Consider the following 23,626-nt stretch of genomic DNA (forward strand, 5'->3'; position numbering starts at 1 on the left):
ATAAAATTTAGCAAACTTTTAACACAATCTCTGATTGATCCAACCGGTTATTTCCTGCAGCCCTTTGTCAAAATTGCGATACACCGGATTGAAGGGGATCTCCAGTAGCTTACCGTCTGAAGATGAAGATGTGATTAAACGCGACTCTTCTTCCGGGCTAAACGGGTCGTTTTTCCAGAACCCTGACAACATTGGCGTCGGGCAGCGTCGCCCCAGCAGGCCCTGCACTTTTAATGAATAGCGATTAAGCTCAACGCGCAGCGCTTCATCGGAGGCGTCATGCATCCCCAGGCGGCTAGCCAGAACGTCAAGGTACATTTCCGGGACGCTCGCCTGACGCTGCGGGTCGCTAAGCAGCGCATGAACCACTGGCCCCAGACAGGCCACCGCCTTCAGACGCGATGATTCCAGATACGCCAGCCGTACCGCCACGTTAGCACCAAAGCGGAAACCGAAGGCCGCCACGCGGGTGTGATCCACCCATGGAACATTCGGCAGCGCTTTTAATACGTGCTGATGCAGCAGGCTGGAATCCTGAGTCAGTTTCCATTTTGACGAGAACCCGACCGACGGCATATCCAGCGTCAGCATGGCAATACCGCGCGGGGCAAAGTAGCGCTCATACAGACTGTAATAATCCGTTTGCATGGAATCGAGGCCACCGCACATCAGCACCGTCGGGAACGGACCGTCGCCTTTTGGCATATGTAAGAAGCCGGTGATCGGCGCACCGCCGGTAACAGCAAACTCCATCTCACGCAGCGTGCCCGGCAATCGCTGTGCGGCCTCTTCATAGGCGCGATTGGCTAAAGCCTGTGCCTGCTCTGCCAGCTCATCGCCTTTCAGGTGTGGGTAAGCGGCAATGTTGTACAACGTAGACGCATGCAGCCAGTGACGTCCGCTCACTTGCGGATCCTCTTCCATAGACGCTTTCTGTTGCCAGTCCATCGCCTGCTTCGCCCACTCATAGATCCAGTTCCCACCGCGATAGCCGATAACCGTATCGTAGAGTTCTTTATCTGTACGCTCGGCTTCGCTCATCACGATACGTGCCTGCACCTCAAGGATTTCACGCGGGTCGACGCCGCGCCAGATCCACATCAGGCGATTCACCATGCGATACCAGTGCGGAATGGTTTTGCCATCCAGGGCAGATTGTACGGACGGCTGCGCGCCGTGATTAAAACGACGAACCAGTGTTGACGTTTCAGGGTGTTTGAAGCGGGGTTTAAACAGGACTTCGCTGAGGTTAGCCTGTGACATGATTGCAGCCTCCATGAGTACTCACTGAGGCATAGTGTAACCTGACACAGCACAAAAAGAACAACGCCCGGCAAATGCCAGGCGTTGAAAACTTTTTAGATTAGCGACCTGAGATCGGCGGGACGAACACCACGCCCATATCCCACGGCTGCTCAATCCAGGTATCCTGAGGGATATCAACAACATAATCATTCACCAGCGGGCGACCAGCCGGCTTAGCGAAGATAGTGACGAAATGCGCTTTAGGATACATTTCGCGGATCGCAACGGCGGTCCCACCGGTGTCAACCAGGTCATCGATTACGATGAAACCTTCACCGTCGCCTTCGGCACGCTTCAGCACTTTCAGTTCGCGCTGGTTGTCGTGATCGTAGCTGGAGATGCATACGGTATCGACATGACGAATACCCAATTCACGCGCCAGCAATGCGCCCGGCACCAGACCACCACGGCTAACGGCAATAATGCCTTTCCATTGTTCAGAAGGCATCAGGCGGCTTGCCAGTTTACGTGCATGGATCTGCAACATGTCCCAGGTGACGACGTATTTTTCGCTCATGTGAAGTGTCCCAGCCTGTTTATCTACGGCTTAAAAAGTGTTCGAGGGGGAAATAGGTTGCGCGAGATTATAGAGATCTGACGCACTAAAAACCAGTGTTTCGCGGAATCCGCGCCTCTTTTTGCATGCTTTATGCTAGCCGTCAGCGGAGAAAGTGGTATTCTCAATCGCATCGCGCAAGCCTGACTTGTGGTGTTTTTAATTCTGCTAACCCCGTGGCCTGCAAGCAAGTTTTGTAGGACATCGCCAAGGAGACTCAACGTGTCTGAACTGTCTCAATTATCCCCGCAACCGCTATGGGATATTTTTGCCAAAATCTGTTCTATTCCTCATCCGTCCTATCATGAAGAGCAGCTCGCTGAACACATTCTGAGCTGGGCCCAAGAGAAAGGTTTCCACGTCGAGCGCGATCAAGTCGGTAATATCCTGATTCGCAAACCCGCTACCGCAGGCATGGAAAACCGCAAGTCGGTCGTTCTGCAGGCGCACCTGGATATGGTCCCGCAGAAAAACAACGACACCGTGCACGACTTCACTAAAGATCCTATCCAGCCTTATATTGACGGCGAATGGGTGAAAGCCCGTGGCACCACGCTGGGTGCGGATAACGGCATCGGTATGGCGTCTGCGCTGGCCGTTCTGGCTGATGACAGCGTGGTACACGGTCCGCTGGAAGTGCTGCTGACCATGACCGAAGAAGCGGGTATGGATGGCGCGTTTGGTCTGCAGGCTAACTGGCTGCAGGCAGATATCCTGATCAACACCGACTCAGAAGAAGAAGGTGAGATCTACATGGGTTGCGCAGGCGGTATCGACTTTACCTCTAACCTGCCGCTGTCCCGTGAAGCAATCCCGGCTGGATTCCAGAGCTTTAAGCTGACGTTAAAAGGCCTGAAAGGCGGTCACTCCGGCGGCGAAATCCACGTGGGTCTCGGTAACGCGAACAAACTGCTGGTACGCTTCCTGGCGGGCCACGCTGAAGAGCTGGATCTGCGTCTGGTTGATTTCAACGGCGGTACGCTGCGTAACGCGATTCCGCGTGAAGCCTTTGCCACCCTCGCCGTGGCTGCAGATAAAGTTGATGCGTTAAAAGCGCTGGTCAACACCTATCAGGAAATCCTGAAAAACGAACTGGAAGCCAAAGAGAAGAACCTGGCTCTGCTGCTGGATGCCGTAACTCAAGACAAAGCCGCGCTGACCGCTCAGTCTCGCGACAGCTTTGTGCGTCTGCTGAACGCCACCCCGAACGGTGTAATCCGCAACTCTGACGTCGCCAAAGGCGTGGTAGAGACCTCTCTGAACGTCGGTGTTGTCACCATGACTGACGACAACGTTGAAATTCACTGCCTGATCCGTTCCCTGATCGACAGCGGTAAAGACTACGTGGTGAGCATGCTGGATTCACTGGGTAAACTGGCTGGCGCGAAAACCCAGGCAAAAGGCGGATACCCAGGCTGGCAGCCGGATGCTAACTCTCCGGTTATGCACCTGGTTCGTGAAACCTATCAGCGTCTGTTCAATAAAACGCCGAATATCCAGATCATCCACGCTGGTCTGGAATGTGGTCTGTTCAAGAAACCGTATCCAGATATGGACATGGTTTCCATCGGGCCAACTATCACCGGTCCACACTCCCCGGATGAGCAGGTTCATATCGAAAGCGTCGGCCATTACTGGACGCTGCTGACTGAACTGCTGAAGTCTATTCCGGCGAAGTAAGATTCTGCGCTAAATGTCGGATGACGCTACGTTTATCTGGCCTACATGCTGATTTGTAGGCCGGATAAAGTTGTTACGTAGCCATCTGGCCTGCACGCTGGTTTGTAGGCCGGATAAAGTTGTTACGTAGCCATCTGGCCTGCACGCTGGTTTGTAGGCCGGATAAGGCGTTTACGCCGACATCCGGCAATTGTTCTGAGTCACAGCCCCAACAGTAGCTGTCTTTCCATTTGTGGATCCAGCAGCGTGACGTGTAATCCCACCAGCCTGACACCTCGCCCTCCCCTACGCTCGTCCCAGGTCTTGCGCGCTGTCGTAATTAAGTCATCTTTATTTAAGCGCGGCCAGACGTGCTCCTGCGTAGTCTGCTGAAAATCATTAAACTTGAGTTTTATCCCCTGGCGAGCGATCAGCAGATCCGGTTTAACCTTTGCCAGACGCCGTTCCAGTTCGGGATAGAGCCGTTCTATTATCGCCTCACACTCCGACCACTCGTGAATATCTTCCGCCAGCGTACGCTCCACGCCGACGGATTTACGCAGCCTGTCATTGTTAACGTCCCGTTCGTCAATCCCCTGACTGCGCTCCCACAGCACGCGACCAAACTTGCCGAAGCGTTTGAGCAGCATTGCCAGGTCGTATTTTTGAACATCTTCGCAGGTACGTAATCCCATTGATTCCAGCTTAGCGGCGGAGACTTTGCCAACGCCGGGAATTTTGCCTAACGGTAATGTTCTGAGAAATTCAGGAACATCGGCAGGGGTAATCACATATTGCCCATTGGGTTTGTTGAGATCGGAAGCTATTTTTGCCAGAAATTTTACCGGCGCAATTCCGGCAGAGGCGGTTAACTGTAACTCGTTAAAAATTGTCTGGCGGATTTCCTGAGCGATCAGCGTAGCTGAGCCGTGGCAGTGGGTGCTGTCGGTCACATCCAGATAGGCTTCATCCAGCGAAAGTGGTTCTATCTGCGAGGTATAGCGGGAGAAAATAGCCTGAATCTGGCGGGAGGCTTCTTTATAGGCCTCGTAACGACCAGGTAATAAAGTGAGATGCGGACACAGCTTTAATGCCATTCCAGTTGGCATTGCGCTACGCACGCCAAATTTGCGCGCCGGGTAATTGGCCGTGCTGATGACCCCCCGACGTTCTCGACTGCCGCCAATAGCAATGGGAATATCACGCAGGGCGGGGTTATCGCGCATTTCCACCGCCGCGAAAAAGCAGTCCATATCGACATGTATGATTTTACGCATCGTTTGTCCCCCACATCACTGTTTAAGTATACAGTATTTTTATGTTGTGAGAAGTCTGGTTGTACCTAATGCTGAGCCGTTCCTGACCCATTATCCATCCAGCACGATTAAGACCCAATGAAGCGCAGTAACCAGCAAAATACGCCAGTGTCTGACTGCCTTTAAGCGCAATTTTCCGTATAAAGAAAAACTAAAGTGTAAACGCCGCACGAGAGACTTGCGAAAAACTCTCTTGGTGCTAATGTGAGCGCTCCAGATCCAGATTTATCCGATTTGGGGATTCTTTTTGCCGTCCTGGCGTGTGTGATCGTTTTATCAAGGAATAAGCAGTATGCGTAAAATCGCATTTTTTCTTGCGATGCTTTTATTACCGTGCGTTTCATTTGCCGGTTTGCTGAGCAGCAGCAGCCCGACTACGCCTGTCAGCAAAGAATATAAGCAGCAATTAATGGGCTCCCCCGTTTATATCCAGATCTTCAAAGAAGAGCGAACCTTGGATCTGTACGTCAAGATGGGCGAACAGTATCAATTGCTCGACAGTTATAAGATCTGTAATTATTCCGGTGGCTTAGGTCCGAAGCAGCGTCAGGGTGATTTCAAAAGTCCGGAAGGGTTTTACAGCGTTCAGCGTGGACAGCTGAAACCAGATAGTCGCTTCTATAAAGCGATTAACATTGGTTTCCCTAATGCCTATGACCGCGCACACGGTTATGAAGGTAAGTACCTGATGATCCACGGTGCCTGTGTTTCCGTCGGCTGCTACGCAATGACCGACAACGGCATTGATGAGATTTTCCAGTTTGTGACCGGTGCTCTGGTGTTCGGGCAGTCCAGCGTACAGGTTAGCATTTACCCGTTCCGCATGACCGATGCCAACATGCAGCGCCATAAGTTCTCGTATTACAAAGATTTCTGGGCCCAGTTAAAGCCGGGATACGATTACTTTGAACAAACACGTAAACCACCGACCGTCTCCGTCGTCGATGGTCGTTACGTCGTCAGCAAGCCGTTGAGTCACGAAGTGGTTCAGCCGCAACTGGCATCAAACTACACGCTCCCCGAGACAAAATAATGCCCACTCGCCTGGCATAATCTTTTGCCAGGTTTCATTGCCGGTTAACGGTTGAGTGGCAATCACGGTGACCACATCATTGGGTGTGGTCTCTGAGCTAAAATCGATTTCCACGTCCTGATCCAGCAATGTTGCCACGCCAAACGGCGCACGACGCGTGATCCAAAACAGGTTGGTCGAACAGAAGGCCATCACATAGCGTCCGTCAGACAACAGCATGTTGAAGACGCCCTTCTCCCGCAGTTCTCCTGCCAGCATCGCGATATATTTAAACACTGCCGTCATATTGCCAGGCGTGCGCGGATAACGCTCCGTCAGCTTGTGGAGCAGCCAGCAGAACGCTTTTTCGCTGTCGGTTTCACCGACCGGGCGGAAATTTCCGGTTTCCAGCGATTTATAGCCACTGAGCTGCCCATTATGAGCATAGGTCCAGTTGCGTCCCCACAGTTCGCGGGTAAAGGGATGGGTATTTTCCAGTGCCACTTCGCCACGGTTCGCCTGACGAATATGGGCAATCACGGAACAGGATTTGATGGGGTAGTCTTGTACCAGCCTGGCGATAGGCGAATTAAAGCTGGGTTGCGGATCTTTAAACGTACGGCAGCCCTTACCTTCATAAAACGTTATACCCCAGCCGTCTTTGTGCGGCCCGGTCCCTCCGCCGCGCTGAACCAGCCCGGTGAAGCTAAAGCAGATATCGGTTGGCACATTTGCGCTCATCCCGAGCAGTTCGCACATACATCACCTACCTTAAAACCGTGAACTGCCTGATGGCGCTGCGCTTATCAGGCCTACGTGGCGCTCATGTAGGCCGGATGAGGCTTCAGCCACCATCCGGCAATCGTCTTCTTATGATTTAACCATCTCTTTTTCGATTAGCTGGATCAGGATATGGATCACTTTGATATGAATTTCCTGAATACGGTCAGCGTAGCCAAAGTGCGGCACACGAATTTCGATATCCGCGCTGCCCGCCATTTTTCCGCCATCTTTACCGGTCAGGGTGATCACTTTCATCCCTTTGTCACGCGCTGCGGCAATCGCTTTAATTACGTTACCGGAATTACCCGAAGTCGAAATGCCTAACAGGACATCACCTTCACGACCCACGGCTTCTACGTAGCGAGAGAACACATAATCGTAACCAAAATCGTTGCTGACGCAGGAGATATGGCTAACGTCAGAGATTGCGATAGCAGGGTAACCAGGACGGTTTTCACGATAGCGTCCGGTCAGCTCTTCAGCAAAGTGCATCGCGTCGCAATGGGAACCGCCGTTACCGCAAGAAAGCACCTTACCGCCCGCTTTAAAGCTGTCTGCCAACAGAACCGCCGCGCGCTGAATGGCGTGAATATTGGCGTCATCTTTAAGAAAATTAGCCAGCGTTTCCGCCGCTTCGCTCAGTTCGTTACGAATAAGATCCTGGTACATGAGGATATCCTTCAGCATGAATGTAAATGACAAGACGCAGTGTACCGGATAGCGCTACCAGCGAGAAGTACAAGCCACAGGAATGGCTGTCGCTTTTGATTTTTTGTGCCGGTTAAAACAGCAACAATGTGAGCTTTGTTGTAATTATTTTGTAAACACATTGCTAAAAGAATTTACATCCACTACAAACATATCATCACAAGTGGTCAGACCTCCTACAAGCAAGGGAGCTTTTCGTTATGATGATTTTGAGTATTATCGCTACGGTTGTTCTGCTCAGCGTTCTGTTTTATCACCGCGTGAGCTTATTCCTCAGCAGCTTAATTTTGCTCGCCTGGACGGCTGCGCTTGGCGTGGCTGGCCTGTGGTCAGTCTGGCTGCTGGTTCCTCTGGCCATTATTCTCGTACCGTTTAACTTTACGCCGATGCGCAAATCTATGATCTCTGCGCCGGTGTTCCGCGGTTTCCGTAAAGTCATGCCGCCGATGTCGCGTACTGAGAAAGAAGCGATTGATGCCGGTACGACCTGGTGGGAAGGTGACCTGTTCCAGGGCAAGCCTGACTGGAAAAAACTGCATAACTATCCTCAGCCGCATCTGACCGCTGAAGAACAAGCGTTTATTGATGGTCCAGTGGAAGAAGCGTGCCGCATGGCGAACGACTTCCAGATCACTCACGAACTCGCGGATCTGCCGCCGGAACTGTGGGCATATCTGAAAGAACACCGCTTCTTCGCGATGATCATTAAGAAAGAGTACGGCGGGCTGGAATTCTCAGCCTATGCTCAGGCTCGCGTTCTGCAGAAACTCTCCGGCGTTTCCGGGATCCTGGCGATCACCGTTGGCGTGCCTAACTCATTAGGCCCAGGCGAGCTGCTGCAACATTACGGCACCGAAGAGCAGAAAAATCATTACCTGCCGCGCCTGGCTCGCGGTCAGGAGATCCCATGCTTTGCTCTGACCAGCCCAGAAGCAGGCTCCGACGCAGGCGCCATCCCTGATACCGGGGTGGTTTGTATGGGCGACTGGCAGGGCCAGCAGGTGCTGGGTATGCGCCTGACCTGGAACAAACGTTATATCACGCTGGCGCCTATCGCGACGGTACTGGGTCTTGCATTTAAACTCTCCGACCCGGAAAAACTGCTGGGTGGTGAAGAAGATCTCGGCATTACCTGTGCGCTGATCCCAACCTCAACGCCAGGTGTACAAATTGGGCGTCGTCACTTCCCGCTGAACGTGCCGTTCCAGAACGGTCCGACCCTCGGTAAAGATGTGTTTGTACCGATTGATTACATCATCGGTGGTCCGAAAATGGCCGGTCAGGGCTGGCGCATGCTGGTGGAATGTCTGTCTGTGGGACGTGGTATTACCCTGCCGTCTAACTCGACGGGCGGCGTGAAATCGGTCGCGATGGCCACCGGCGCTTATGCACACATTCGTCGCCAGTTCAAAATCTCCATCGGTAAGATGGAAGGTATTGAAGAACCGTTGGCACGTATTGCCGGTAACGCCTACGTGATGGACGCTGCGGCATCACTGATTACCTACGGCATTATGCTGGGTGAAAAACCGGCGGTGCTGTCGGCTATCGTGAAATATCACTGTACCCACCGCGGGCAGCAGTCAATCATTGATGCGATGGATATCACTGGCGGTAAAGGCATTATGCTTGGCGAAAGCAACTTCCTCGCCCGCGCTTATCAAGGTGCGCCAATCGCCATTACCGTAGAAGGTGCCAACATTCTGACCCGTAGCATGATGATCTTCGGTCAGGGTGCGATTCGCTGCCATCCGTATGTTCTGGAAGAGATGGCTGCGGCACAGAGTAACGATGTGAATGCGTTCGACAAGCTGCTGTTCAAACACATCGGTCACGTTGGCAGTAACAAAGTACGCAGCTTCTGGCTTGGTCTGACACGTGGCTTAACCAGCAGCACGCCAACCGGCGATGCGACCAAACGTTACTACCAGCACCTGAACCGCTTGAGCGCCAACCTGGCATTGCTTTCAGATGTGTCCATGGCCGTACTGGGTGGCAGTCTGAAGCGTCGTGAACGTATCTCCGCGCGTCTGGGCGATGTGTTAAGTCAGCTGTATCTGGCCTCCGCGGTACTGAAACGTTATGACGATGAAGGCCGTAATGAAGCAGACCTGCCGTTGGTTCACTGGGGCGTACAGGATGCGTTGTACAAAGCGGAACAGGCGATGGACGATCTGCTGAAAAACTTCCCGAACCGTCTGGTCGCGGGCTTGCTGAACGTGGTTATCTTCCCGACCGGTCGCCACTACGACGCTCCGTCTGACAAGCTGGACCATAAAGTTGCGAAGATTTTGCAGGTTCCGAGCGCGACTCGTTCTCGTATTGGTCGTGGTCAATATCTGACGCCAAGCGAGCATAACCCGGTTGGTTTGCTGGAAGAGGCGCTGCTGGACGTGATTGCAGCCGACCCTATCCACCAGCGGATCTGTAAAGAGTTGGGTAAAAACCTGCCATTTACCCGTCTCGACGAACTGGCGCACAATGCGCTGGCGAAAGGGCTGATTGATAAAGATGAAGCCGCGATTCTGGTGAAAGCTGAAGCGAGCCGCCTGCGCAGTATCAACGTGGATGACTTTGAACCCGAGGAGCTGGCGACTCAGCCGGTAAAGCTGCCAGAGAAAGTGCGTAAAGTCGAAGCCGCATAACGATATACGCACAACGTTTAGCCCCGCTTAATGCGGGGCTTTTTATTGCCACATTTTCATTAATGCTCATGCTACAGTGTCAAAATGTTGTTCAACGAGGAGCCTCGATCGTGCCTGGTTTGAAAATTACTCTGCTGCAACAACCCTTGATCTGGATGGATGGCCCGGCCAACCTGCGCCATTTTGACCGACAACTGGAAACCGTCGCCGGACGTGATGTCATCGTGTTGCCCGAGATGTTTACCAGCGGATTTGCCATGGAAGCGGCAAATAAATCGTTGCCGCAAGAAGAAGTCGTAAGCTGGATGCGTGCCAAAGCGCAACAGACCAACGCCCTGATCGCGGGCAGCGCTGCTACCCAGTCTGAACGTGGCCCGGTAAACCGCTTTTTTCTGGTTGAGCCCGAAGGTAATGTGCATTTCTACGACAAGCGCCATCTGTTCCGCATGGCGGACGAGCATCAGCATTACCATGCGGGTGACGCGCGCGTTATTGTTGAATGGCGCGGCTGGCGCATTCTGCCGTTGGTCTGTTATGACCTGCGTTTTCCGGTATGGTCGCGCAATCGCAACGATTACGACCTGGCGTTGTATGTTGCCAATTGGCCTGCGCCGCGTTCGCTGCACTGGCAGCTTCTGCTTGCCGCACGGGCGATTGAGAACCAGGCTTATGTAGCAGGATGTAACCGCGTGGGCACAGACGGTAACGGTCATCATTATCGCGGTGACAGCCGGGTGATTAATCCGCAGGGTGAGATTATTGCCACCGCCGAGCCGCATCAGGCCACACGCATTGACGCCGAACTGTCACTCTCAGCGCTACGCGAGTATCGCGAGAAGTTTCCCGCCTGGCAAGACGCCGACCCGTTCACGCTATAACTATCGCCTTCACTCCCGCTGCACAACGTTTTCCGTGGCGGGATTGTTTCACTCCGTAACCAACCGCAAAACAAATTCGCGTGGCGACATGCGGCGGGCATCGTATTCTGCAAAGGATAATCACTCGCAACCAGCGAGTGACTGACAATGTTAATAATTCCCTTATCAGGATCTCGACATGAAGAACTTCTTACGCATGACTTTGCTGGCGGCTACCTTAGCGGGCGCTTCTTTTAGTACGCTTGCAGCAAACGTATCCAATGTTCCTGCTCCAGCTCAGGACCCTGTCGTTCAGCATCTTAAGCTGACCAACGACCAGGTGGCGCAGATTAAAAAACTGCACCAGCAGCTTGAAACCAACGTCAGCCAGATTTCGGTGAAAGATGTTAAAGACGGCGCGTTGATTGACGTCATCAAGTCCGGGAAATGGGATGAAGCTGCCGTTCAGAAACAGCTTTCTGCGTTCAGCAACATCGAACAGCAGGCGCGTTATTATCGCGTAAAATACTATTTTGACCTGAACAAAGTGCTGACCCCAGAACAGCGCCAGCAGGTGCAAAAAGATATCGCACAGACGCTGAGCGAGTAATTTTCAGAGCCTGAGTCAGCAATGATTCAGGCTTTTCGGTAAAATTTCCTGCTCAAACAGAAAGCCCTGTACAGCATCTGCGCCGCTCATACGGCAAATGGCATAATCCTGTGGTGTTTCTACCCCCTCAATGACAACCCGTTCACCCAGCCCACGAAATTGATTGACCAGAACCCTCAACTGCCACTCCGATGTTCTGAACTGATGAAACATTCCACTTTCAATTTTGATGGCATCGAAACGGATGCCCGACAGCCGCCAGACAAAAAATAGCTCAGGCGAAACATCATCCAGCCACACGCGAAACCCGTTACGCACCAGCGTTTTTACGGCAATGCATACGGCCTGCTGCTCTGCCTTATCCAGGCGCATCATGGAGCCCGGATCCTGAATCTCAATAACAATCCTCCCCTGATGCCCCTGCTTTGTGAGACGCGTGATCCATGACAGACTGGTCAGCATCCTGACGGATAAATTCAGCGAATAGCTTCCCGAGAGGGCCAGCACCCGCTGCATTTGCCATAGAAAAAGCTGCTGTTTTGCCGTGATGGAAAGGTGCTTGAAAAACAGATCCAGTGGGAGCGGTGTGCGTACCTGGCTTAACACCTCACAAACATCCAGCGATGCGTCATCAAAAAAATGAATGCGCTGCAAACGGATCCCGGTGATCCGCAGCAATTCGGCGTTGCGGGGAAGTTCTGGCACATAACGGGCCTGTTCACTGAATCTGTTCATATCATTCCATTATTTTATTAAAAGGACGTCGTGCATCCTGCAGCCACGGGATACGGCGATCGTTTGGGTATATCAGGCAAAAGCGCGTCGCCAAACGATGCGCCTCGACCAGGTCGCGCTGGTGCAACGCTAGTAAGATTTGCGTGAAGGAGACATTAGGGTCTGGGTGAACGCGCACATAATCAGGCGCCCAGCGGCGAACCGCTTCCAGCCAACGTGCGTCCCGGGTACGCTGATACCGTTGCAGATACCCCATCTGGACATCAAACCGATAGCGACTGGTAAGAAGCCAGCCTCCGACAGGGAGCGGTTCGGCAAGACGCCACTGCGTTGACTGCCTCTCCGCCAGCGTCAATTGCTGTTGCGTGTGCAGCGTGAGAAGCAGCAATGGCGCGACGGTCAGTAACGAGATAAACCCTGCCGCGCGAATCAGCGACGTTGACGTAAGCACCAGGCGTATTCCCGTTCGCGCGCTGTCTGCACATCGAAGCAACAGGATCAACAGCAGCCAGTGTGGCGTTGACTGCCTGACGGGGTATTCCGTCAACATATGAATAACCACCGGCAGTGCCGCCACCAGGCAGGCGCGACGCCAGCAATTACCGTGCAGCCAGAGCCAGAAACCACCCGCTATAAAACAGAGTACCCCCGCAAGCCCAACCAGACCGCCCTCCACCAGCCACAGCACCAGTTCGTTGTGCGGATGCGAAATGCTGCCCAGCCCCAATGGCCCCGCGCGTTCGAGAAACACGGCAGCAAAACTGCCCACGCCCCACCCCATCCACGGGCGTTCGACAAATAATGCCAGCGACGTTTTCAACACCGTCCAGCGCACTTGAGAAGTCGTCAGATGATCGACCGTGACCACAGACAAAAAATGGCGGGCCGTTGCCCCTATCACCACGCCTAACGCCAGCGGCAGTAGAAGCAGCAGTAGCGTGCGCCGTTGCGCCGGGAAAACCGCCAGCAGCAGCACTTCACCGACTACCAGAGACAAGTAGCCGGTTTGCGACTGAGATTCATGCAGTACAAATCCCATCATTACCAGGCCTATTCCAATGGCAATTCGATACCCGCGGTGCAGACGTAAAAAGAGCGGCGCTGACAGCAGCACACCGCATGCCGTGAAGCTGGCCATCAGGTTGACCTGCTGAAATATCCCGTAGGGTCGCGTACCGCGCCGCCAGGCAAACTCCCAGTAATCAACGCCCGGCAAATGCCAGTACTGATAGACAAACGCCAGACATTCAATCACGCACGCTCCCCATAGCAGAGCCAGCAGTGCCGTCAGGGTGTTTGCCGTGAGCGGAATTTGTAATGTGACCAGATAGACGCTCACACCGCCCAGTAACGCCCCCGCCACCAGCAGTGCCTCGGCCTGCCAGACATCAGGCGTTAGCAGGCAAAGCAACGTCAGGATGAACGCCCCGACTGTAAAACCCGCAGCGGGCACAGTGATGCGCCAGCGTTGACGAGGCACCAGCATCAATACGCTTGCAGCCAGTACAACAGCGTAGATCCAGCTCGTAATATTAAGCGGCAACGACAGACCGCTGCCGCCGTTGTTCGGCCAGTAGAGATGCATGGCCCCACACCAAAAAAACAGACTAATACTGAGCAATAATTTCTGCGCAGGCAGCGGCGCAATGCGATTCAGTACGTTCATCATGCTACTGGTAGTTCAACGTCCAGGTCCCGCTGGCGCTGAACGGACCGTATTCGAGAGACTGATTTTTTATCGCCGATGGCTCCGCTGCGACCCACGCCAAGAAATTCAGCGTCATCGAACCTTCTGTTATCTCTTTGACTGACGTGCTCTCATCAAGGCGGATTGCCGTACCGTCCTCTTCGCTCATCCCAATCCCGATCCCTGACGCGCCGCCTTGTTCACTGCTATCCAGCGCCAGATGATCGGTCAGCTCCGCATCCTCACGACCGCTGAAGGTAACCGAGATCCCACGGAAAACCTCAGGGTTGCAGTCGCGTAACTGGATGCTGAATTTTTCCGGCTTACTGCGCCCCGAGAGATAGAGATCCTGTGTCGCGATTTGCTTGAAATCGACCTCGATTTTGTCGCCTCCCGGTGCAAGGCTGCAGGCCAGCGCTCTGATGGTGCCGTGAAAATACATGTCGCCGCCGACCAGTTTGGTGTCGGCCTGCGCCATGCCACCTAGCAGTAACATACTGGTCGCGAATAACGCCGAGAATCTCATGACATCCCCCTACTGAAACTGCGCGACAACGGTAGCAGAGGCTTCAAATTCACCTTCCTTCACGCTTCCCACGCCCGGCTTTGCCACCGGCGCAGCGGTGAGATTCCAGTCGCCCTGATTCTGGTAAAACCCCTTCACGTTGTAGAATTGATTAGGCACGACGGTGCCACCACTTTCGTCTTTAAGCATAATGCCGAGATCGTCGCGCTTTTGTCCGCCGCTCAGCGTGCCAAGGAGATTACCGTTAAACCCCGCCGTACCTGACGCCGTGGTCGTTTGTATACCAAGATTAATGTTCAGCGCGCCCTGATCGAAACTCCCGCCTTCACAGACCACATGTATAGGGACTGACTTGCTGTAGTTAGTGCCGTTGAGCCGGGCAGCGGATCCAGGCAAATCGCCAAACTCAATGCTGATTTTGTCTCCCCGGTTGAAGGTGCATTTGTCCGGGACGGTAATCAGCCCGGATTTAATCACCACGCGAGAAATCGCCGTGGTTGGCGTAGGTCCCGCGCTTCCCATGCGCCCGGCCACCTCCACCAGCGACTGGGAAGTGATATTGATGCCATTGATAATGGGTTTAGTGACAATAAACGTCACTTTCCCTTTTGAACCACTTTCAACGTTAGTCGCTCGCGTGTAGCCCTTACGCTTTTTACAGCTGTTGTTGCTGTTGCGGTTTGAAACGTTGGTAAAAGGCGCCTGCACATATTTTTTATAGCCCCCGGCAACCCACACCTGAACTTCCACATCCAGATACTCGTTTAGCCGAAAACGGTTCGCCCCCTGATTTGAAGGCGGCATCGTGGTTGTGGTGGTGTAGTAAATTGGTGCTCGGGAGATGTCAGCCTGTTCGCAATAGAAATTCACCACATACCAGCCACCCAGATTCCATGGGAACGGCTCCGTTCTGCCACCCACGTGGTTTTTGCTGACATCCAGCGAGCTCAGTTCAATATCGTACTGATGCGGCGACCCACCTTCCGGCTCACCTTCTCCCTGTGTAAATGCCTGCCCGGCTATCGGACAGCCTGCCAGCACCACCCACAACAGCGTTTTACGTAATACGCTCATAGATACTCCAGCTTGAGTCTGACCAGACCGTTAAATTCTCCGGCGGTCACCTCTCTCCCAAAAGATTCCAGCGCGGCAAGAAAATGAATGGCGTTATCGCCCGGTTTGAGGATCCACATGCGTTGCGGTTGGTTCAGGTGGATCAACTGGTTGCGTTCGGTCAGTAGCCGAATGCCTGCACCACGCACATCGCCGCGAATGCGCCCCAAATCGCTGTTTTCCGGCGCGCCTTCAGCCATTAGGGTCATCGAAACGCCACGTTCCACCGTGCTATGCGCCAGCTCCGGCATCTCACTGGTCTGCCCGGGGAAATCCCTTAAGGTATGACCGGAGCCCTTTAAACAGCCGTTCAGATACAGCGTGACCAATACCGGATCGCTGCGATCGCCGCCCTGGCGAAAACGGCTGGCGGAAATATCACCAAGATCGATAGTCTGATCGCGGGAGGCCATATCCAGCACGCACGGCGAAACGAACACTCGCCCATGAAAGCGGACGTTGCCATACTCGCCGGACACATTGCTCATATCCTGGCGACCGCTTGTGGCCTGAACCGAGCAGGCCATGCCCGCCATCAGCAGAGCGCAAAGCATCTTTTTCATTTACGAATCCTGTTACCGGGGCTGTTGCTCCATCGGCAATGCTTTACACACATTGCCTGTGCAGCTGAATTTCAATTCGGGATGACCGCCAAAATCGTTCACATACATCATGCTGAACTGGCTAACGCTGCCGTCGGCCACGCTGAAATCGAGAGAGGACTTTGGTGAAACCATAATCCCAGGGAAGTCAGTCAGCCTGTCGCCGCCCTGCGCTTCAGGCTTGCGGCTTAAACCGATTAAGGTAACGAAGTACGGCGTAGGGTTATCCACACTCCAGCGCTGCCCCTGCTTATGAAAGACCAGTTGGTTTTGCCACACGGCGCCCGGTGTTTCCGGCACGATGGCGGTCGGACGGTAGAACAGTTTGATGCGTGACTGCATCGCCAGTTGCAGCACGTTCGGCTTATCCGGCTTGGGCGGAATTTCACGCACATTCAGGTAGAACAGACTTTCGCGATCCTGCGGCAGAGCGTTAATACCGCTGGTTTTTGTCACACGCGCAATGCCCTTTTGCCCGCCGTTAATCCGCTGCAGCGGCGGTAAAACCATCAACGGCGAGGTAATTTTTGTTCCATTGGCGTCTTCCACCCACGACTGAGCCAGAAACGGAATGCTTGGACTGGTGTTGGTTAAGTTCGCGCTGACAGATCGCGCATCACCGGTGATGATCAGACGGGTACGGTCAAGTGCAATACCCGCCCATGAGGCGTTGATCTCTGCAATAAAAAGCAGACCGCAGACCACGGGTTTGAGCCAACGCTGCACGGAGTAAAATGCTTGATTTTTCATGACAAAATTCATTCAGGTTATTGATATTATTCACAAGGCAACAGCACGTTACCTTCCGGGTTGATTTGTTGAGGCACCTGTAAGTGACACTGCGCGCGACCGCCCCAGGCAACAGAAAGACGCTCGGCTGGATTCACACCCGCAATCCAGGCCATGCCGTTTTCCATCACCATGGCGACGCTAACACCGTTGGCGTTAAACACTTCGGCACCAAACGGCGGTACCGAACCATCTTTCAGGCGCAGCAGCGCCATCATTTTTTGCCCCTGCGCCACGGCGAAGCGCTGATAACCAATCGCGCCTTCCGTCAGGGTGTTGGTGACAATGGCTTTGGTCGCGGAAATGTCCTCGTCCATTGCGTCCACATCGATACGGGTATCAAAGCTGTGATAGCTGACGACGTCCGGTACGACGGCAATACCGAAGCGGTTTGAGTGCGCCTGTTCGCCGTTCAGCGGTACATTCGCCACACCGTCGGTATCAACCATCACCCTGGCGGTATTCATCGACGCCTGGCTGTTGTGTAGCGCCGCGCCATGACGCGTTGCGGTAAAGCCGCCGCGCATCGTGCCACCAACGGAGAAATAGCGTGATTGCTGCCAGCTGACGTTAGATTCCAGTTCCGCCATCATGCTGCGATGCTTGTAGTAGCCATCAAACGCGGTGTGCCCTTCACCGGAAACCCCTGCGCGCAGTCGCCATGGATTGTTACGGTCGCGGTTATCGGAATACGAAACCATCTGACTGGTCTGGCTGCCGCTGTTTTGCACTTCATAATCCATTGAGCGGCCATCGCTCCATGGCACCGAAATGGACAGCGAAAGGCTGTCGTCCCGTTTGCCCTGATACTCAGAGCGGTAAGCAGCAAGGTTAGCGCTGATCCCCTGAATGCCTGCGAACGAAAAGCTGTGCCCCATCGACACCCCGTAACGATCCTGAGAGCCACGATCCCAGTAATTCTGGTGGGTATAGGTCAGGTACAGCGTGGTCGCTAATTGCGGGTCGTCGGCAAAAAAGGTCTTGTTACCGGTGATGGTGTACATCTCTTTTTCGTTACCGGCGCTGTTGTTATTTTCATACTGCTCGTCGAGGAACTGCGAGAAGGTGCGGAAGTTACGCTGTGAAAAACGGTAACCGGCAAAGGTGATGGCGCTGTTGTATTCATCAAAGGTTTTGGCATAGCTGAGCTTAAAGGACACCCCTTTTTGTTCAGCCTGATGCTTCACCCGGCTCACGGATTGCGTCGCGTCAGCCGACAGCGCGCCCAACCAGCTCAAATCCCGCCCAATCCCCATCGACCAGGCGTTATAGCGATTGCCAGTGAGCAACGCGCCACCGTACAGTGACCACGCATTGCTGACCCCCCATGAAAAATCACCGCTATAAAATGCAGGTCCCTGGACGTCGTGGTTATAACGCGATGGCTTACCGACAGCGGCGTTGTAACGAACATAGCCCGGGCGCGTCAGGTAAGGGATATCGGCCGTATTGACCTGAAAGGTTTGTACGCTGCCATCCTGCTCTTCGACGCGAACATCCAGCGTGCCGCGTACCGAGCCATGTAGATCCTGAATATTAAATGGCCCCGCTGGAACAGTGGTTTGATAGATAACACGCCCCTGCTGACTGACGGTGACCTTCGCATTACTGCGGGCGATGCCGTGCACTTCGGGCGCGTAGCCCTGCAAATTCGGTGGTAGCATGCGCTCGTCGCTGGCGAGGTTAGCCCCCGTAAATCGCACTGAATCAAACACCTGGGAATTCAGATATATTTCACCGACCGTCAGTTTTGCAGCCTGCATCGGTAACGGGCGATAGGCATAGATCTGATCCCAGTCGATACGCCCACGATTTTCATCCGAAGCATAATTGGCCTGATACTGGCCACGAAAGCGCCACGCGCCGAGGTTAAAGCCCGTCTGTCCATAACCAGACAGTGAGCGGTAATGATCGCCACCTTGTTCGTAATGTGTGGCCTGGCCCGAAACGCTGTAGTCGAAAATCAGTCCCGCGACGCCGTTATCCCAGCGCTCCGGCGGCGTCCAGTCTGGATCGGTATATTTCATCCATGCCTGTGGCACGGTAATGTCCAGTACGCCTGCGCTATTATTCAGCACCACACCCGGCAGGCGGGAAATGTCATAGCAGGTCGCGCTAATCGGATGAATATAGGTCAGCGCCTCTTCTTTGAGCGCCAGTAATTCGAGCTGTTGCGGCGTCAGGCACGCCATGGATTTATGCGCGTTGGCAGGATCAACGATATAACGGATCGACTGCTGAGGGATCTCCTGGCTGTTAATACGAACATCCAGTAGATATTCTCCGGGAGTCACAAAGTTGCCTTCGGAAAAACGCTGTAAATCGACATTTTGTCTGTCACTGGCATCCAGGACGTCAGTATTAAATTCAATAGACTCATCCGCTTCAGCCCATGAAGAGGCACAGACCAGAGCAATTAAAAGCGCCAGACGTTTTTTATCTGTTTTCAGCGTGATCATTTTCGTTCGCAAACCTTCAGATACCCGAATTGCTGTGCAGCTCAGAGATAATTCACAACAAAATGCGTGACTGCAGTAAATTCACCAGACGTCATTCTTCCGTCGCGGGAGATCAAATAAGCCGTAAAATTGAGCGTGTTTTTCCCTGGGTTAAGCGCATAATCCGGTGATGGCTCACCCAAATGAATTTGCTTGCCTCTGCCGTCATATATTTCTATCGCTAAATTTTCAGTTTCCGATTGCACGCTCAGATAATCAGGATTGTCACTATCCGGTGCGCCGGAAAAGGTAATATTGGCGCGTTGGAACAGATTCCCGGGGTGTTGAGAATCCCCTAATGAACATCCCAGCAAATGAATGCTGAAATCATGCGCAGATACTTTTTCAGGTTTTCCGGAAATATCTCTGGCTGAGAGGTCATCAAATTCAACCAGCAGCGACCGGTCGTGTGGATCGACATAACAGGCAGCCTCAATAATATTTCCCCGCATGCGCATTTTGCCGGGCGTACTGACAAGACGATGGGTGTCAGCCAAAACCCATGCAGGCGATATGAAGATAAAAAGCAGTAAAATACGCCATCCAGGCATCACCGCATTTCCTTTCAGTTATTCGCGGAAGGGTTAAGCAGGCGCATAATTGCGCCCGCAGCAGATCGTTACTGATAATCGATCTGGAAATTAACGGTAGATTCGAAGTCACCCGGGGTTACTGCTGCGGATGCGTTGTTGGCCTGCAGATAAGCAACGAAATCAATGTCGGTTTCGCCATCGGTAATGTTGACCTGAGATGCGGCTTCGCCCCATTTCACGTCCTGGTTACCACTGTCAATCATACCGATGCCCGCGCCCTTTGCTGTACCCGAGGTAAATGCAGCCAGCGCATTGTTGTCGGTATCAATCGTTGCCGGGGTGTAGGTTACTGTGGCGGTTTTCGCAACAGTTGTATCGCAGCCCTGCAGAACGATTTTGGCATGCTTAACACCAGCACGTTGGTTGTCTTTTAACAGAGAAGTTGGGATCTCACCAAAATTAACCTGCACCGGGCTGGATTCTGGGGCCAGACCGCATGCGGAATTAACCAGAGAACCAGTGAAGTGAATTTTACCGTTAGTCGGTTCAACATTTTTTGCAGCGAAAGCAGAAGATGCAGTAAAAGTCATTCCCGCCATCAGCGCACAAGCCACAGCCACGTTTTTCATTTTCATATTACTACTTAACCTTATATCTGTTTTTTGGTTATTCCGACGATCTATTTCCACAGACAATTTATGCAAGGGAAACCCTGATCTGCAGGTGGCGGAAGTGCATTTCCTTGCAAACAATCCATCTCAAGCCACCCCGTATTTTGAACTTCATTGGTATTCCATCAGAAATACCGTCCACAGTTGTTTACGCTGTTTCGGGGCTTATATTAAGTCGACGAAAAAATGACACAATGCAAAAATCTGGTATTAATCAAACTCAGGGAATCGTGTTGTAACACTGTCTGTAGAGCGATCGTTTACCTAAAAAACAGCCAAAAAACACGCCAATACCAGTGTTAATGTCTATCATTTATAGTTTTTATAGAGTTTTTATCTATCAACTATTTTTTTATTTAGCCAGAAGAACAGGCAAAATGTATTTATGAATGTTTTGTAAAAATGAAATTGGGCATCAAAATCGAGTAATGACAATAAGATAGTGAAAGAGAGGAAGGAGATTGGAGGATTCTATTAGATATATTAAGAGATTGTTATATAAATATTAATAAAGTGATCTATGGTACAATCATTTTTTATAAATGAATTATGTTATGCTATTGCTTCCCCCACTCGAATGCGAGATATCCTGCTTTAAAGGAGACATCAGTGATTTCTCATATACCAATAAACAAAATTAAATCCGTAATTATTGGTGATGGCTTAGTTTTCAGACCACATAAAAATACCCTAAAAGACCTGGCATCTGGTGAAATGGCCACATTGAATAATGTGGCAACACAATTACTGCTCTATCTGTTGCAAAATGGTAAAGAGATATCCTCGCGCGATGAAATTCTGCAGAATGTTTTCCAGCATAATGGCGCCAGAGCGACGGATGCTAATCTCAATCAGCACATTTCATTTCTGCGCAAAGCAATAACGTCTACGGGCCATCCTGCAGAACTGATCGTCACTATTCCGCGAATAGGATTTCGGATGAGCGACGCCAGTATCAATATTCAGCAACTGGAGGAATCGCAAGCGCCCACCAGAATAGTCAATGTTGCATTGACGCCCAGGGAAAAGAAACGAAACCTGTGGCCTGTCACGATAACAACGTTAATTACCGGCATCGCCGTGCTGGCGACAGCGTGGTTAACATGGATACCCAATGAAATCGCGATGACGGACGCGGCGATCCTGCGGACTATCGACTACGAGCAATGCCGTGTGCATATATTAGGAAACGCCCTCACCGACACCATAACCGAAAAAAAAGCGCTGGATATTTTCAAGTCCGTGGGTATTAACCCCAACTGTTCGTACCCAAAAGATCTGTATCTCAATACCTGGGCGAGCAACCATAATCTGGTTGAGTGGTCGTTTGCCGCTGAATGCGGGCTAAACCTCGGCTATTACCATTGCATCAGCCAGTATCGCCATCATGAGGAATGATATGAAGCAGGAAAGCGATCACTCTCCTTTACTATGGTCAGTCGTGATTGCCATTTTTGGGCTAGCGGCTATCGCTTTTTTTATTATCGCCGGGAATGCGAAAAAACAAGAAATCAGTTTTTCCTGCTCCTCGGAATTCACGTCGATACTCGACATCCAGAATACAAAAAAGGAACTCCACGGAATAATGCTGATAACCAGCTACAACTCCGGACACCTTACATTGTCAGTCCAGGGGAAACTCAAAAGTGACGACGGCGAGTTCGCTGTTAACCGAAAACTGTTCTTTCGCTATGCCCGTCCACTCGGCCATACCGCAGGCGTTTTTATGCTCACTCCCGATGGGCGAGAAAAATCCCCCGATGATGATGCAACGGACGCTGTCGACTATCTCTTCTTCGATGCTTACGAACGTGCCGACAAACTGTATATGCTAAAGCACCTGAATGAGGAAACGGTACTTATTGGCGATAACTTTTCACCCCGCTTCGCCTGCGTGATGAATCACTTCGCAAGTTAATCGCCTTCTGGATGTGCGTCGGGTTAAGGATGACCTGATGTGTTGCCCACCCGAAAGCTCGGGCGCGGTCGATAAAGCGTGATAATGAGATTATTATTTTTGGCGGGCTAAAACGACGAAAGCCTGAATCATTTCTGATTCAGGCTTTCTGAATAGTGGCGGAATGGACGGGACTCGAACCCGCGACCCCCTGCGTGACAGGCAGGTATTCTAACCAACTGAACTACCACTCCGCGTTGTGTTCCGCTTGGGAACGAAGCGAATATTACGGATTGCCTCGCGCCTCGTCAACGCTTTTTCTCACGTTTTTAATCGTTTGCTGCAAAAATCACCCGAATGGCCATTTTCATACGGTAAACGTACAAACTATGCCCGCCAGAGGCAACTTCCGCCTTTCTTCTGCACCAGGTCAAGGCGTGACTCATGGGCCGCTAACTCTTCATCAGTGGCGAAAACAACGCGTAGTTTACTGGACTGTCGCACAATACGCTGGATCCCCGTGTCATTCTGCTGCTGGCTGTCGCCTTCCATTGAGAACGCCATCGTGGTCTGCCCGCCGGTCATCATCAGATAAACGTCGGCCAGAATCTGGGCATCGAGCAATGCGCCGTGCAGAGTTCGTTTACTGTTGTCTATCTCATAGCGCGAGCATAACGCATCAAGGCTGTTTCGCTTGCCAGGAAACATTTTCCTCGCCAGCGCCAGGCTATCGGTTATTTTGCAAAATTCATTCGTCTTCGGAATATCACGCTTGAGCTTCGCGAATTCGTAATCCATAAAGCCGATATCGAACGATGCGTTATGAATGACCAGCTCCGCGCCGCGAATGTAGTCGAGAAACTCGTCGGCTACATCGGCAAACGTAGGTTTATCGAGCAGGAATTCGTCTGCGATTCCATGTACGCCGAACGCTTCCGGGTCCACCAGCCGGTCCGGCTTCAGGTAAACATGGAAGTTATTGCCGGTCAGGCGGCGGTTCACCACTTCAACCGCACCGATCTCAATGATCTTGTGGCCTTCATAGTGGGCGCCAATCTGGTTCATACCGGTAGTTTCGGTATCGAGGACGATCTGTCGTGTAATTCCAGTGCTCATAACGGTCA

The 23,626-nt window shown here is 52.4% G+C and carries 22 protein-coding genes and 1 tRNA gene; 7 read left to right on the forward strand and 16 right to left on the reverse strand.

Annotated features, from left to right (window positions below):
- Positions 1-18: 18 nt before the first annotated feature.
- Together frsA and gpt are read right to left on the reverse strand one after the other, a co-directional pair.
- A complete protein-coding gene (gene frsA, locus OGY18_RS03565; protein ID WP_003830828.1) occupies positions 19-1,263 on the reverse strand; it encodes an esterase FrsA in 1,245 nt (414 codons plus the stop codon).
- A gap of 100 nt (positions 1,264-1,363) precedes the next feature.
- On the reverse strand, positions 1,364-1,822 hold the full coding sequence (gpt, locus tag OGY18_RS03570; RefSeq protein ID WP_003031380.1) for a xanthine phosphoribosyltransferase: 459 nt from the start codon (positions 1,820-1,822) through the stop codon (positions 1,364-1,366).
- A gap of 261 nt (positions 1,823-2,083) precedes the next feature.
- On the opposite strand from gpt, the gene pepD reads away from it, so the two are divergent.
- The gene (gene pepD, locus OGY18_RS03575) at positions 2,084-3,541 is read left to right on the forward strand and encodes a cytosol nonspecific dipeptidase (RefSeq protein ID WP_174785110.1); all 1,458 of its coding nucleotides are present in this window, start codon (positions 2,084-2,086) and stop codon (positions 3,539-3,541) included.
- A 200-nt stretch (positions 3,542-3,741) separates the two neighbouring features.
- Here the strand turns inward: pepD and dinB are convergent, their stop codons facing one another.
- Positions 3,742-4,797, reverse strand: a complete 1,056-nt coding sequence (gene dinB, locus OGY18_RS03580) for a DNA polymerase IV (RefSeq protein WP_286551761.1) — start codon at positions 4,795-4,797, stop codon at positions 3,742-3,744.
- Positions 4,798-5,128: 331 nt separating this feature from the next.
- Here dinB and dpaA point away from each other — a divergent pair, with 331 nt between their 5' ends.
- Positions 5,129-5,869, forward strand: a complete 741-nt coding sequence (gene dpaA, locus OGY18_RS03585) for a peptidoglycan meso-diaminopimelic acid protein amidase (protein ID WP_003830823.1) — start codon at positions 5,129-5,131, stop codon at positions 5,867-5,869.
- Here dpaA and OGY18_RS03590 read toward each other — a convergent pair.
- Together OGY18_RS03590 and lpcA are read right to left on the reverse strand one after the other, a co-directional pair.
- The gene (locus tag OGY18_RS03590) at positions 5,840-6,607 is read right to left on the reverse strand and encodes a class II glutamine amidotransferase (protein ID WP_148362411.1); all 768 of its coding nucleotides are present in this window, start codon (positions 6,605-6,607) and stop codon (positions 5,840-5,842) included. The two genes, dpaA and OGY18_RS03590, sit on opposite strands and share 30 nt — an antisense overlap.
- Before the next feature lie 111 nt (positions 6,608-6,718).
- Positions 6,719-7,300 carry a D-sedoheptulose 7-phosphate isomerase gene (gene lpcA / locus OGY18_RS03595; RefSeq protein WP_286551762.1) on the reverse strand — a complete coding sequence of 194 codons (582 nt, stop codon included), beginning with the start codon at positions 7,298-7,300 and terminating at the stop codon, positions 6,719-6,721.
- A gap of 239 nt (positions 7,301-7,539) precedes the next feature.
- Between lpcA and fadE the strand changes: the two genes are divergently transcribed.
- The 3 genes from fadE to OGY18_RS03610 all read left to right on the forward strand — a co-directional run bounded on the left by fadE (position 7,540) and on the right by OGY18_RS03610 (position 11,451).
- A complete protein-coding gene (gene fadE / locus OGY18_RS03600; protein WP_003830821.1) occupies positions 7,540-9,984 on the forward strand; it encodes an acyl-CoA dehydrogenase FadE in 2,445 nt (814 codons plus the stop codon).
- 110 nt (positions 9,985-10,094) lie between these two features.
- A complete protein-coding gene (locus OGY18_RS03605) occupies positions 10,095-10,862 on the forward strand; it encodes an amidohydrolase (RefSeq protein ID WP_003830820.1) in 768 nt (255 codons plus the stop codon).
- Positions 10,863-11,040: 178 nt separating this feature from the next.
- Positions 11,041-11,451 carry a Spy/CpxP family protein refolding chaperone gene (locus OGY18_RS03610; protein ID WP_003830819.1) on the forward strand — a complete coding sequence of 137 codons (411 nt, stop codon included), beginning with the start codon at positions 11,041-11,043 and terminating at the stop codon, positions 11,449-11,451.
- Between the two features lie 15 nt (positions 11,452-11,466).
- Here the strand turns inward: OGY18_RS03610 and OGY18_RS03615 are convergent, their stop codons facing one another.
- From OGY18_RS03615 to OGY18_RS03655, 9 genes are all read right to left on the reverse strand, one after another.
- Positions 11,467-12,186 carry an EAL domain-containing protein gene (locus tag OGY18_RS03615; RefSeq protein ID WP_286551763.1) on the reverse strand — a complete coding sequence of 240 codons (720 nt, stop codon included), beginning with the start codon at positions 12,184-12,186 and terminating at the stop codon, positions 11,467-11,469.
- 1 nt (position 12,187) lies between these two features.
- Positions 12,188-13,855, reverse strand: a complete 1,668-nt coding sequence (locus tag OGY18_RS03620; protein WP_286551765.1) for an O-antigen ligase family protein — start codon at positions 13,853-13,855, stop codon at positions 12,188-12,190.
- A gap of 1 nt (position 13,856) precedes the next feature.
- Positions 13,857-14,399 carry a fimbrial protein gene (locus OGY18_RS03625; protein ID WP_003830815.1) on the reverse strand — a complete coding sequence of 181 codons (543 nt, stop codon included), beginning with the start codon at positions 14,397-14,399 and terminating at the stop codon, positions 13,857-13,859.
- A gap of 9 nt (positions 14,400-14,408) precedes the next feature.
- Complete coding sequence (locus OGY18_RS03630) at positions 14,409-15,473, reverse strand: fimbrial protein (RefSeq protein ID WP_003830813.1); 1,065 nt, start codon at positions 15,471-15,473, stop codon at positions 14,409-14,411.
- Positions 15,470-16,075, reverse strand: a complete 606-nt coding sequence (locus OGY18_RS03635) for a fimbrial protein (protein WP_048214874.1) — start codon at positions 16,073-16,075, stop codon at positions 15,470-15,472. The genes OGY18_RS03630 and OGY18_RS03635 overlap by 4 nt, the downstream gene beginning before the upstream one ends.
- Positions 16,076-16,087: 12 nt before the next feature.
- Positions 16,088-16,864: a fimbrial biogenesis chaperone gene (locus tag OGY18_RS03640; protein WP_100247262.1), complete on the reverse strand. Its 777-nt coding sequence runs from the start codon at positions 16,862-16,864 to the stop codon at positions 16,088-16,090.
- Positions 16,865-16,890: 26 nt separating this feature from the next.
- Positions 16,891-19,362 carry a fimbria/pilus outer membrane usher protein gene (locus OGY18_RS03645; RefSeq protein WP_286551769.1) on the reverse strand — a complete coding sequence of 824 codons (2,472 nt, stop codon included), beginning with the start codon at positions 19,360-19,362 and terminating at the stop codon, positions 16,891-16,893.
- Positions 19,363-19,403: 41 nt separating this feature from the next.
- Complete coding sequence (locus OGY18_RS03650) at positions 19,404-19,952, reverse strand: fimbrial protein (RefSeq protein WP_003830809.1); 549 nt, start codon at positions 19,950-19,952, stop codon at positions 19,404-19,406.
- 68 nt (positions 19,953-20,020) lie between these two features.
- On the reverse strand, positions 20,021-20,569 hold the full coding sequence (locus OGY18_RS03655; protein WP_286551774.1) for a fimbrial protein: 549 nt from the start codon (positions 20,567-20,569) through the stop codon (positions 20,021-20,023).
- Between the two features lie 750 nt (positions 20,570-21,319).
- On the opposite strand from OGY18_RS03655, the gene OGY18_RS03660 reads away from it, so the two are divergent.
- A complete protein-coding gene (locus OGY18_RS03660) occupies positions 21,320-22,003 on the forward strand; it encodes a winged helix-turn-helix domain-containing protein (protein WP_223240930.1) in 684 nt (227 codons plus the stop codon).
- A 1-nt stretch (position 22,004) separates the two neighbouring features.
- Positions 22,005-22,523 (forward strand): FidL-like protein, encoded by a 519-nt coding sequence (locus tag OGY18_RS03665; RefSeq protein ID WP_286551776.1) that lies wholly within the window; start codon positions 22,005-22,007, stop codon positions 22,521-22,523.
- A 156-nt stretch (positions 22,524-22,679) separates the two neighbouring features.
- Here OGY18_RS03665 and OGY18_RS03670 read toward each other — a convergent pair.
- Both OGY18_RS03670 and dnaQ read right to left on the reverse strand, forming a co-directional pair.
- Positions 22,680-22,756, reverse strand: a tRNA-Asp gene (locus OGY18_RS03670).
- A gap of 133 nt (positions 22,757-22,889) precedes the next feature.
- Positions 22,890-23,618, reverse strand: a complete 729-nt coding sequence (dnaQ, locus tag OGY18_RS03675) for a DNA polymerase III subunit epsilon (RefSeq protein WP_095533177.1) — start codon at positions 23,616-23,618, stop codon at positions 22,890-22,892.
- Positions 23,619-23,626: the final 8 nt, after the last annotated feature.

This window comes from Citrobacter sp. Cpo142 (genome assembly GCF_030332425.1).
Classification (GTDB): Bacteria; Pseudomonadota; Gammaproteobacteria; order Enterobacterales; family Enterobacteriaceae; genus Citrobacter; species Citrobacter portucalensis.